Source organism: Propionibacterium ruminifibrarum (assembly GCF_900289195.1).
Lineage (GTDB): Bacteria > Actinomycetota > Actinomycetes > Propionibacteriales > Propionibacteriaceae > Propionibacterium > Propionibacterium ruminifibrarum.
In genome coordinates this window covers 393,948-405,521 of record NZ_OMOH01000001.1, presented here as the reverse complement: position 1 = coordinate 405,521, position 11,574 = coordinate 393,948, and the positions used below count along the sequence as shown (strand labels likewise).

Annotated in this window: 9 protein-coding genes, 1 tRNA gene and 1 riboswitch; of the genes, 6 read left to right on the top strand and 4 right to left on the bottom strand. The window is 69.3% G+C overall.

Annotation, left to right across the window (positions count from 1 at the left end; translation table 11 throughout):
• Nucleotides 1-11: 11 nt before the first annotated feature.
• The 3 genes from cobO to cbiB are packed head-to-tail and all read right to left on the bottom strand — an operon-like array spanning nucleotide 12 to nucleotide 3,165.
• The gene (cobO, locus tag PROPJV5_RS01780) at nucleotides 12-671 is read right to left on the bottom strand and encodes a cob(I)yrinic acid a,c-diamide adenosyltransferase (protein ID WP_119714600.1); all 660 of its coding nucleotides are present in this window, start codon (nucleotides 669-671) and stop codon (nucleotides 12-14) included.
• Nucleotides 668-2,116 carry a cobyric acid synthase gene (locus PROPJV5_RS01775; RefSeq protein ID WP_119714599.1) on the bottom strand — a complete coding sequence of 483 codons (1,449 nt, stop codon included), beginning with the start codon at nucleotides 2,114-2,116 and terminating at the stop codon, nucleotides 668-670. Before PROPJV5_RS01775 ends, cobO begins: the two co-directional genes overlap by 4 nt.
• Nucleotides 2,113-3,165, bottom strand: a complete 1,053-nt coding sequence (cbiB, locus tag PROPJV5_RS01770) for an adenosylcobinamide-phosphate synthase CbiB (protein ID WP_119714598.1) — start codon at nucleotides 3,163-3,165, stop codon at nucleotides 2,113-2,115. Before cbiB ends, PROPJV5_RS01775 begins: the two co-directional genes overlap by 4 nt.
• A 29-nt stretch (nucleotides 3,166-3,194) precedes the next feature.
• Here cbiB and PROPJV5_RS01765 point away from each other — a divergent pair, with 29 nt between their 5' ends.
• Nucleotides 3,195-3,776, top strand: a complete 582-nt coding sequence (locus tag PROPJV5_RS01765) for a histidine phosphatase family protein (protein ID WP_119714597.1) — start codon at nucleotides 3,195-3,197, stop codon at nucleotides 3,774-3,776.
• Between the two features lie 226 nt (nucleotides 3,777-4,002).
• A riboswitch (cobalamin riboswitch) is annotated at nucleotides 4,003-4,061 on the bottom strand.
• A gap of 140 nt (nucleotides 4,062-4,201) precedes the next feature.
• On the opposite strand, the gene PROPJV5_RS01760 is transcribed toward PROPJV5_RS01765, so the two are convergent.
• Nucleotides 4,202-5,611: an alpha,alpha-trehalose-phosphate synthase (UDP-forming) gene (locus PROPJV5_RS01760; protein WP_119714680.1), complete on the bottom strand. Its 1,410-nt coding sequence runs from the start codon at nucleotides 5,609-5,611 to the stop codon at nucleotides 4,202-4,204.
• A gap of 167 nt (nucleotides 5,612-5,778) precedes the next feature.
• Here PROPJV5_RS01760 and otsB point away from each other — a divergent pair, with 167 nt between their 5' ends.
• The 5 genes from otsB (at nucleotide 5,779) to PROPJV5_RS01735 (ending at nucleotide 11,032) form a co-directional block, all read left to right on the top strand.
• Nucleotides 5,779-6,651, top strand: coding sequence for a trehalose-phosphatase (gene otsB / locus PROPJV5_RS01755; RefSeq protein WP_119714596.1), 873 nt, complete (start codon nucleotides 5,779-5,781; stop codon nucleotides 6,649-6,651).
• Between the two features lie 47 nt (nucleotides 6,652-6,698).
• Nucleotides 6,699-6,775, top strand: a tRNA-Ile gene (locus PROPJV5_RS01750).
• A gap of 448 nt (nucleotides 6,776-7,223) precedes the next feature.
• Entirely contained in the window at nucleotides 7,224-7,889 is a 666-nt protein-coding gene (locus PROPJV5_RS01745; RefSeq protein WP_119714595.1) for a T6SS immunity protein Tdi1 domain-containing protein, read from the top strand.
• 308 nt (nucleotides 7,890-8,197) lie between these two features.
• Nucleotides 8,198-9,895, top strand: a complete 1,698-nt coding sequence (locus PROPJV5_RS01740; protein WP_119714594.1) for a ribulokinase — start codon at nucleotides 8,198-8,200, stop codon at nucleotides 9,893-9,895.
• Nucleotides 9,896-9,970: 75 nt separating this feature from the next.
• A complete protein-coding gene (locus PROPJV5_RS01735; protein WP_119714593.1) occupies nucleotides 9,971-11,032 on the top strand; it encodes an NAD(P)H-dependent glycerol-3-phosphate dehydrogenase in 1,062 nt (353 codons plus the stop codon).
• The last annotated feature ends 542 nt before the right edge of the window (nucleotides 11,033-11,574 follow it).

The following is an 11,574-nucleotide window of genomic DNA, read 5'->3' as shown; positions in this document are numbered from 1 at the left end:
TGCCGAGGTGTTCACCACTCGATCCCCACCTGACCACGTTCCCCCTTGTCGAAGGGGTGTTTGATCTTGTCCATGGATGTGACGAGGTCGGCCACGTCGATGATCGGCTGCGGGCAGCCGCGCCCGGTGATGACCACGTGCTGCACGCCGGGCCGGCCGGCGAGGAGGCGTGCCGCCTCCTGGGGGTCGACCCACCCCCTGGCCAGGACGTGGGTGAACTCGTCGAGGATGTACAGGTCGTGCGTCTGGGCCTCGATGAGGGCGCTCACGTGCGCCCAGCCGGCTTGTGCCATGGCCTCGTCGTCGGCCGGGTCGGTGCCCCGCAGCCAGCTCCAGCCCTGGCCGAAGCACTGCCACTCGACGGCCCCACCGACACCCTCCGCCTCGTGCAGGGCGCCCAGCCGTTCGTAGGCGAGCCGTTCACCGGCGGGCCACTTGCCGGACTTCACGAACTGGAAGACGCCGATCGACCAGCCGTGCGCCCAGCCGCGCAGGCCCATGCCGAAGGCGGCGGTGGACTTGCCCTTCCCGTCGCCGGTGTTGACGATGAGCCGGGCCTTGCGGCGCAGCCGGGCGGTGCTCGGTGCCGCGGCGTGCCCGGCGGCGGCGTCCGCCGTGGTGATCCCTGGATCGGCGACGGTGCGGTTCAGTTCGGGGCGGTCACTCGTCATGCGTGCTCCTCGGCCAGCGCCAGCAGGGCGTCGATGTCGAGGTGCTCCTCCATCGCGTCGGCCAGCGTCTCGATCATCTGCTCTCGGCGGCGCGCGTATCCCGGGGCGTTCTCGTCCGGCGTCCACCCCGAGCCGGTGGCGGCGGCGACCTCGGACAGGAGGGCGCGCCGGAAGGCGTCGTTCTCGAGGCTGCCGTGCAGCATGGTCCCCCAGGTGTTGGCGCTGCGCACGCCGTCGAGGAAGGGCTCGCCGCCGGTGACCTCGCAGAGGCCGTGGTGGATCTCGTAGCCGGTGACGTCCATTCCCCGGTAGGTGTAGGTGGCGACGCGGACGGTCTTGTCGCCGTCGAACCGCACGCGCACCGGCAGCAGTCCCAGGCCGGGCACGACGCCGGCCCCCGACTCGATCTCGTCGTCCATCCGCTGGGCGAGCATCTCGTAGCCGCCGCAGATGCCCAGCACCGGGCGGCCCTGCGCGTGGCGGTGGGCGATGATCTGCCCGAGGCCGCGCTCGTTCAGCCAGGCGAGGTCGCTGACGGTGGAGCGGGAGCCGGGCAGGACGAGCAGGTCGGCCCGCTCTGCCACGGACGGGTCATCGGTCACCTGCACGTCCACGCCGGGTTCGGCGGCCAGCGCCTCGACGTCGGTGGCATTCGAGATGCGCGGCAGCCGGATGGCCGCGACCCGCAGACCAGCACGGTCCCGGTCCTCCTCGCGGGCCCAGCGGTCGACGTTCAGGGCGTCCTCGCCGTCGATCCACACGCCCGCGAGCCAGGGCAGCACGCCGTAGCCGGTCATGCCGGTGCGCGCGCTGATCTCGGCCAGGCCGGGGGCGAGGACCGAGGCGTCACCGCGGAACTTGTTGATGACGTAGCCGCGCAGCAGCGCCCGGTCGGGCTCGTCCAGCAGTGCCCAGGTGCCGTACAGGCTGGCGAGCACGCCGCCGCGGTCGATGTCGCCGATGATGACGGTGGGCAGGTTGAAGCGCCTGGCCAGGCCCATGTTGACGTAGTCACCGGAGCGCAGGTTGATCTCGGCCGGGCTGCCGGCGCCCTCGCAGATCACCAGGTCGTGCTCGGCAGCCAGGGCCGCGTAGGCGTCGAAGGCCGCCTCGGCGAGCCGGCGGCGTCCGGTGGCGTACTCCCCGGCGTCGAGTTCACCGGCCGGCGAGCCCATGAGGACGATGAAGCTGCGGCGGTCGGTGCCCGGCTTGAGCAGGACGGGGTTCATGCCGGCGGCGGGGACGACCCCGGCGGCGGTGGCCTGGAGGTACTGGGCGCGTCCGATCTCGGCGCCGTCGGGACAGACCATCGAGTTGTTCGACATGTTCTGCGCCTTGAAGGGGACGACGTCGATGCCGCGCCGGGCCGCTATCCGGCACAGGCCCGTGACGAGGGCGGACTTGCCCGCATCCGAACTCGTCCCGGTCATGAGGAGGCCACTCATGGTTGTCCTTTCCGGTGGCGTGCACCACGACGGCGTGTCCGTGGGGGCCGGGCCCGGCAGGCGGCGAGCGCCCCGAGCCCGGCCAGCGCGCCGGCGGCCCCGCTGACCAGGAGGACGAGCCTGCTGGCCGCGCGCACCGCGGCGCCATCGGGCCGTGGGCCCTCGCCGAGCAGCCCCCGGTGCTCGACGCGCCCGCCCGGGTAGACGTTGCGCCCGCCCAGCTGGACGCCGAGCGCGCCGGCCCAGGCCGCCTCGCACCACCCGCCGTTCGGGCTGGGGTGGTTGGTGGCGTCACGGACCATGATGCGTGCGGCGCGCGGGGCGCTGCCGCCGACGGCGGGTGCGAGCGCGCAGGCCAGGGCGCCGGTGACGCGCGCCGGCACCAGGTCGAGGGCGTCGTCGAGTCGGGCCGAGAAGGCGCCGAAGTGCTCGTAGCGTTCGTTGTGGTGGCCGACCATGGCGTCGAGCGTGTTGACGGCACGGTGAACGAGCATCGCCGGGACGCCGCCGACGGCGCCCCAGAACAGTGAGGCGACGGCCGAGTCGGCGGTGTTCTCGGCCATCGACTCGACGGTGGCGCGGGCCAGCTCCGGTTCGTCCAGCCCGGCCGCGAGTCGCCCGCACAGGTGCGGGAGCTGCTCGCGGGCGCCGTCGAGGTCGCCGTAGACGAGCTGGTCGGCCATCGTGAGGCCCTCGCGGGCCAGCGAGCCGGCGCCGAGCACCACCCACGTGGCGGCACCCGTGGTGACGATGCGTGCGACGAGGCCGCGCCGCCCGGCCGCCTCCAGCAAGAGTCCGGCGGCCGCGGCGGGGGCGCCGGCGATGAGGCAGTAGGCGGCGCCGCGGGGCGCCGTGTCGGCCCACATGCGTTGCTCCAACCAGCCGGCCCACCGGCCGAACCAGGCCACCGGGTGGGCGGCGTTCGGCGGGTCGAGCAGAACACGGTCCGCGAGCAGCCCGGCGACGAGACCCAGGCCCCTGCCCAGTCCTTCGGTCGTGCGACCCGGGTGACCGGCCACGTGCCCGCTGGGGTGTATGCGCTGCCTCATGATCGTCCGGCCCCCACTAGTCTGCTGACATGAGGCAGGCCCGTATCGAATTCGCACTGGTGCGTCACGGGGAGTCCGAGGGGAACCTCGGAGGGCGCGTCCTCGGCGGGCAGATGAACCCCGATCTCACCGCGCGCGGCCGCGCGCAGGCCAAGGCCGCCGCCAGGCAGCTCGCGGGCTGGGGCGCCGACGCCCTGTGGAGTTCCGACATGGTGCGCGCCCGCCGCACCGCCGAGCAGATCGCCCTCGTCACCGGCCTGCCGGTGAAGACCACGGCCCTGCTGCGCGAGCAGAATCACGGTCGCCTCGACGGCGCCGAGGCGGGAGAGCTCGCCGCCGAGTCCACCCCGCCGGGCCTGGACGTCACCGAGGTGCGCTGGGGCGGCGGCGAGTCGGTCGTCGACGTCTACGCCCGCCTTCGTGTCTTCCTCGGACAGGTCGCCGCCGGCGTGAACAGCCGTGTCATCGTCGTCGGCCACTCCGACATGGGCTGCTGCTTCACGTCGATGCTCGGCGGGCTGGGCCACCGCCGGGTGCGCTGGGACCGGCTGCGTCACGGCCAGGTGGCCTACCTGACCTGGATGCCCGGGCAGCAGAAGCTGCCCGCCTGAGGGATTCGCCGGCAGAGGCCGCCCCGAGGGGGCCACCGGCAGGGACCGCCCGTCGGCCGTGGAGGATTCCCCGGCGCCTGGACCGAGGGCGGACGGCGCGCGGAGTGCAGCCGCACCGCAGGAGCGAGAGCCGATCACCGGGCCGTCCTTCACCGAATGGGGTCAAGGGGACACGGCCGGGGCCGTTCTCCTCAACCGGGAGCCGATTACCGCCACGTTCAGGCGACCGGGCTCGGGGCCCATGGCCCCATCACCGTTGCGGGACAGCGCCGGATTCGCACCGGCTTCGCTGAGAACGCGGCATCAGCCGTGGCCGGCTGACCCCGTAGACCCTAGTACACGCGCGGGAAGAATCCAGCATGGAGCCGGTTCGGTCCGCCTGGGAGGCCGGAATCGTGCAACTGCCTCCCCGGGGCGTTCAGCAGTCACCCCTGCTGGGTGGGGACGCCCAGGTCGCGGAGGAAGTTGGCCGCCCACTCGTCGATGTCGTGCCGGAACACGTGCTTGCGCATGGCCCTCATCCGGCGCGCGTGGTTGGCGTGGTCGTCGCCGCTGGCGCGCAGCAGCTGGTTCTTCAAGCCGTTGAGGTCGTAGGGGTTGACCAGGTAGGCCTGTTTGAGTTCGATGGCCGCGCCCGCGAACTCGCTGAGCACGAGCGAGCCGTCGTCGGAGTCGTGCGCGGCGATGTACTCCTTGGCCACCAGGTTCATGCCGTCGCGCAGCGGCGTGATGACCGCCACGTCGGCGGCTCGGTACATGGCGGCCAGGGCGGTCTTCGGGTAGCTGGAGTGCCGGTACTCGATGGCACTGCGCCCGATCCGTCCCACCGAGGAGTTGATGCGCCCGACCATCTCGTCGAGCTGGGAGCGAAGCTCCTTGTACTGCTCGACGTTCTCCCTGGTCGGCGTGGCGACCTGCAGGTAGACGTTGCGTTCGGGGTCGAGCTGGCCGGAGGTGAACAGCTCGCCGAAGGCCCGCACCCGGTGCCGCAGCCCCTTGGTGTAGTCGAGTCGGTCCACACCCAGGAAGATGTGGTCGGGGTCGCCGAGATCGCGGCGCAGCTGGGCGGCGGCCTCCCGCACCTGGGGGGTACGGGACATGTCGAGCATCTCCTGCGCGTCGATGGAGATCGGGTAGTCGCGGGCGATGACGGTGCGTCCGTCGGGCAGGTGGATCTCGCCTCGCCGCGGCCGCCCGCTGGTGATGAGACGGGACAGGCTCGCGAAGTTGTGGGCCGAGCCCGGGTCCTGGAAGCCGACGAGATCGGCGCCGAGCAGTCCCTGGATGACCTGGGTCCGCCAGGGCAGCTGCCGGAACAGCTCCGGCGGGGGGAAGGGGATGTGCAGGAAGAAGCCGATGCGCAGGTCCGGGCGCATCTCGCGCAGCAGCTCCGGGACGTTCTGCAGCTGGTAGTCCTGCACCCACACGGTCGCGCCGGGGGCCGCGACCTCGGCGGCGGCGTTGGCGAAGCGCTCGTTGACCCGCAGGTACGAGTCCCACCACTCGCGGTGGTATTCGGGGTGGGCGACGCAGTCGTGGTAGAGCGGCCAGAAGGTGGTGTTCGACATGCCCTCGTAGTACTCGGCGACCTCCTGGCTGCTGAGCGGCACGGGCTGCACGCCGAAACCGTCGAAGGTGAAGGGCTCGATGTCCTCGTCGGCCGAGCCGCCCCAGCCCACCCAGGTGCCGCCTTGCTCCTTCATCACCGGGATGAGGGCGGTGACGAGACCGCCGGGGGAGGCCTGCCAGCCCTGCGTGCCGTCGTCCTCGGTCGTGCGGTCGACCGGCAGACGGTTCGCCACGACGACGAACTGGGCGTCGCCGCGGGTGCCCATGTCGGCGGGTCCGACGGGTGAGGGCGCATCCGAGGGCGCGGGTTCGGGTGAACTGCTCGCTGGGTCGAGTGACATGGGCGAAGACCCCCTTGACTTCGACTGATTTTCCTCAAGGCTACCAAGGCGGGTCCGCGCCGGGTGTGCACGCCTTCTGGCACAGTGAACCCATGAGCAGTTCACACGTCCCGCAGCACCCGGCCGCGCGGCCCATGACACGCTGGGCCCGGAGCGTCCAGCAGGCGGTCATCGACAGGCCCGAACGGGCCGTGGTCTGCCTCGACTTCGACGGCACGCTGGCACCGATCGTCGAACGGCCCGAGGACGCCCGGCCCCTGCCCGCCGCCCTGGACGCCGTGGACGCCCTGGCCGGGCGGATCCGGTGCGTCGCCGTCGTCACCGGCCGCCCCGTGCGCACGGTGCTCGACCTGGGCGGCCTCGACCGTCTTGCGCACGCCAAGCGGCTGCGCATCTTCGGCCAGTACGGCGCGGAGCGCTGGGACGGCGCCACCGGCGAGGTCACCGTACCCCCCGTTCCCGAGGCCGTGCGGGCGGCGAGGCGCCGGATCCCCGAACTCGTCGACCGCGCGGCGGCCGCGGGCCGCCAGGTCGAGGGGGTGCGGCTGGAGGACAAGGGCCTGGCGATCGGCGTGCACACCCGCTCGTGCACCGACCCCGATGCCGCGCTCGCCGCGCTCGAACCGGGGCTGCGTGCCCTGGCGAGCGAACTCCGTCTGGGTGTCGAACCGGGGCGCGACGTCATCGAGCTGCGCGCCAGCGCCCTGACGAAGGGCGACGTGGTGCGTGAACTCGTGGCCGGACTGGACCCCGCCGCACTCGCCTTCTGCGGGGACGACAGAGGCGACATCGCGGCCTTCGACGCGGTGCGGGCCTGGCGCGACGAGGAGCACCCGGGCGCGGTGGTCGTCTCCGGTTCGGCGGAGGTGCCCGAACTCGCCGAACGCGCCGACGTGCTGTGCGACGGCCCGGCCGGGATCGCCGCATGGCTCGGCGCTCTGGTCGATGGGCTGTGCCCGCGCTGAGCAGTTCATCGGCTAGCCTGTGAGGAGTCTGGCACCGAGCCGGGCAGGGGGCGTTAGCTCAGCAGGTCAGAGCAGGGGACTCATAATCCCTGGGTCGTGGGTTCGAGCCCCACACGCCCCACCAGGAGTTCACAACCCCTGATTTCTGTGCCTGACGGTTGAGTGTGATGAGTATCTGTTGCCGGCGGCCGAGCCGGCAAGTGGAGGTTTGCTCAAAACCCCACGCCATGGTTCTTCTGGCTGCGTCTTTGTCTGGCATCTTCAAGAAATTGCGGGTTGACCTCACGCCCTGGATTGTTGCCGGAGTCCGTCCGTTCTCGTGGGGAGGGGAGTGTATTTCGATGGGGATCGGGTAAGAGAGTCGGTCGTTGCGCCTTCCGGGAAATCTGATGTATGATGGCACTCGTGCTGGCCGCCCCCGGAGGCTGACGAGTTAATGCTGACCCAGTCATCTCCACGACAGGACCCTTTCTCGGGGTAATCGGGTGAAAACGGCAACAATCCTGTCCGGGTAAATTTTTTGTGTGACCATCGTTGGGTGGCGACAAAAAGAAACGTTGAGGTGAAGATTCATGGGACTTTCTGACAAATCCAAGAGGAATGCCGAGAACTCACTTCCGGAGGAGGTCCTGGAGGCACTCGTCAGCATTGACAAGCCACCCTCGGAAGAAATGTGGGAGGCGTTCCTCGAGAAGTACCAGCCCTCGGGTGACCTGGTGGAGCCCTCAGAGCGTGCAATACAGGCATGTGAGAATGCAGGGCTCCCGGACGGATTGCTTGACTTCATCAAACGACATGGCCTTGGAAATTATGGGGACGGCATCCTCAAGTTGATAGATCCAGAGGAATACGCGGAGATCCTGTACTCATGGATCGGGGGCAGGGACTCGTCGAGGATTCCATTCATGATGACCGGCTTCGGGGACCTTTTCTATTTCCGTAATCTGGGTGGTGGGATTTACGATGTCTCGCTGTTGGACATCCACTACCGCAGGGCAACCGTTCCGGCGTACACGATCAGTGAGTTTCTGACCTATCTGCTGGATCCCGAGGTGGAGGAAGAAGTCCTCAGGAGGAGCCTGTTCGACAGTGCAAGGAAGAAGTGCGGCTCCTTGGCTGCGGATGAGATCTACTTCTTCGCGCCGGGACTGGCCATCGGAGGATTGGAGGACATTCAATATGTCACCAAGGGGAAAGCCGACGTCCATCACCAGCTGCTGATCCAACTCGCAAGCTAGAGGTGTTGGAATCGGCCGTCCGGGCATGGTCGAGTCACTTCGGGGCAGAACGGTGACCCGTGACGGGCAACCACCAGTGGGGATCAGGGTTGTCTCCGTGTGAACCCTGGTCTCGTGGCAGGGGCTGTGCCGGCCGTCCGGCCCTTCTCGCGCCGTCGGCCTGCGGCTGATACCGTCGGATGCGACATGCTCACCGCGCCGACGGGCCCGTGAGTCGTGAACACCGTGGTCACTGCCTCCAGCCCCGCTGGCTCCATTCCCGAGTGTGTCTGGAACCGATCCCGCTCATCATGAGGAGGGCGAGGCCAGTGTCTGACAGGAAATACCTTCTCGGCATCGACTTCGGCACGCTGTCGGGCCGGGCCGTCGTCGTGGACGCCGCGAACGGCGAGCAACTCGGCACGCACGTCACCGAGTACCCCCACGGCGTCATGGACCACGCGCTGACCGCTGGCGACGGCCGGACCCTGCCGCCGGAGTTCGCCCTGCAGAACCCCGGCGACTACATCAAGGTGCTGCGCGAGTCCGTTCCCGCCGCCATCGCGGCCGCTGGTGTCGATCCCGGCGACATCGTCGGGATCGGCGTCGACGCCACCTCGGCGACGGTGCTCCTCGTTGACGCCGACGGCACGCCGCTGTGCGAGAAGCCCGGGTTCGAGAACGAGATCCACGCCTACCCGAAACTGTGGAAGCACCACGGCGCCCAGAACCAGGCCATCCGCCTGGTGAAGATCGCGGAGGCCCGCCGGGAGCCCTGGCTCGCCCGGTACGGCGGTGTGCTCTCCTCGGAGCTGTTGCTGCCCAAGGTGCTGGAGGTCGTCGAAATGGCCCCCACGGTCTACGCGGCCGCCGGGGTCATCGTCGACCTGGTCGACTGGCTCACCTGGCGGTTGACGGGCAGGCTCGCAGCCGCCGCCGGAGACTCGGGCTACAAGCGCATGCTGCAGGACGGCGCATACCCCTCCCGGGAGTACCTCGAGGCCGTCAAGCCCGGTTTCGGAGACGTCTACGAGACGAAGATGAACTACCCGGTCGTCCCGCTGGGCAGCCGGGTCGGTGGCCTGACAAGGGAGTTCGCCGAACTCATGGGGCTGCCGGCCGGCATCGCCGTGGCGGCGGGGAACATCGACGCCCACGTGGTCGTCGCCGGTGCCAACGCCGTCCGCCCAGGACAGCTCACGGCGATCCTCGGCACATCCTCCTGCTACATCATCAACGACCGGCGGTACCACGACTGCCCGGGCGTGCTGGGGATCGTCGACGGCGGCGCCGTGGACGGCTACTGGGGTTTCGAGGGCGGTCAGACCGCTGTCGGTGACATCTTCGCGTGGTTCATCGACAACTGCGTACCGGCGGCCTACGAGAACGAGGCGGCCGAGCGGGGGATCTCGGTGCACGAACTCCTCGTCGAGAAGTCGAGGGGCCAGGAGGTCGGCGAGCACGGCCTGGTGGTGCTCGACTGGCACAACGGCAACCGGTCGATCCTCGCCGACGCCAGGCTCTCCGGCCTCGTTCTCGGCCAGACGCTGGCAACCCGCCCCGAGGACGTCTACCGGGCGCTGTTGGAGGCCACCGCCTTCGGCTGCCGTGTCATCATCGAGAACTTCGAGGAACACGGCATCGGCGTCGACGAGATCGTCGCCGCGGGCGGCCTGCTGCGCAACGCCTACTACATGCAGATGCTCGCCGACGTCACGCGCCGACCCATCTCCGTCTCGCTGGTCGAGCAGACCGGCGCTCTCGGGGCGGCTGTCTTCGCCGCCGTGGCGGCCGGCGTGTACCCGGACGTGTTCGCCGCGGCCGACTCGATGACCTCGGTCGAGCGGAACGCCTACGTGCCGAACGAGGAGACGGCCGAGCAGTACGACGCCCTGTACGGCATCTACAAGCAGCTGCACGACCTCTTCGGCCACTACAACGGCGTCTCCCCGATGCACCAGCTCAAGGACATGCGGGCGCGCATCTTCCGGGACCGCGCCGAGGCAGCGGGACAGTCCCGAACATGACCCACCCCGGCCCTGTACGGTCTGGGGCCACGCAACCGAGATAACGCACAACCGAACTGAAGGGAAACCACTCACATGGCAGTCATCGCTGCGCTGGGCTCGGGCATCATGGCCACGGCCCTGTCCTTCCCGACCTCCGAGAACGGCAACGACGTCCGGCTCGTCGGCACCTTCCTCGACCGGGAGATCATCGACTCGATTCAACGGACAGGCGTGCACCCCGACCTCGGGCTCAAGGTCAACGACGGCGTCCGCGCCTACCAGTTGGAGGACGCGGCCGAGGCCATCGCCGACGCCGATGTCGTCATGTGCGGCGTGAACTCCTTCGGTCTCGAGTGGGCCGGTGAGCAGCTGGCCGGGCTGATGAGGCCCGGGCAGAAGCTCCTGTGCGTCACCAAGGGCATGCGGGCCGACGAGGACGGCACGATGCACATCCTGCCCGACGTGCTGCGCTCCTACTTCGACCCCCAGCTGGCCGAGCAGGTCTCGTGGAACGCCGTCGTCGGCCCCTCCATCGCAGGCGAGGTTGCCGTCCACCACGACACCTGCGTGGTCTTCTGCGGCCAGGACAAGCAGGACCTCGAGTACATCGCGGATCTCTTCCGCACCGACTACTACCACGTGTGGACGTCCACCGACTTCGTCGGACACGAGACCGGCGCGGCAACGAAGAACGTCTACGCCTTCGCCGCAGGCTTCGCGCAGGGCCTGCTGCGCAAGGCCGGCAAGCAGGACGACCGCTACGTCATGTACAACTACGGCGCAGCGGTCTTCGCACAGGGGCAGAAGGAGCTGCGCTCCTTCATCAAGCTCATGGGCGGCGAACCGGAGACCGGGGACGGCCTGGGCGGAGTGGGCGACATGTTCGTCACCTCGATGGGCGGACGCAACGTCAAGGCCGGCGGTTTCGTCGGCGAGGGTATCCCCTTCTCACAGGTGCAGGAGGAGCGCATGAAGGGCGTGACGCTCGAGGGCGTCGCGGCCATCAAGGTCATCGGCAAGGCGCTCGGACCGCTGACCGAGCGGGGTGTCATCGGCGCCGACGAGTACCCGCTGTGCCGCTTCCTCTACTCGGTGGTCGCCGAGGACGCTCCCCTCGAGATGCCCTGGGACCGGTTCTTCCGCGACCTGAAGTGAACCGGTGCGTGGGCGGGCTGGCGGGGGAGTCGCCGGGCCGCCACGCGCAGCTGGGCGGCCGCCACCTGAACGCAGGGCGATCTCGACGGGACCGCCAGCGCCCCCCTCGTTGACGACCACGAGGTCGTGGTCGCCGGTCAGGGCAGTGGAGGCCGACGATCTCCTGTTGCGTACACCGCCGATACCAAGTTCTCCAGCAAGTGGGTCCAGGAGGGCGATGAGCCCCATGATGACCCTGTGGGGTGCCGGGTAAAGCCACTGGTTCAACAGGCCAGATCAGGCGATTCGTCATCCCCGGGTCGTGGCTTCGACCCCATGCGCCCCACCATTGCGACCGTGGCCGAATAAGCAGAAGTCCGCCCCGGGAATGACCCGGGTCTCCACTGGCCGGTTGAAAAACCGGCGACGAGTCCTTCGCGAGTCCTGAACAGGGCGTCAACGGGCCAAAACCGTCTCGCGGCCTAGGTAGTTTTCCCTCTCACCCGAGCATACGAACGCTGGGATCCGCTCTTGGCGCGTGACCCAGGTGATGGAAACGAGAC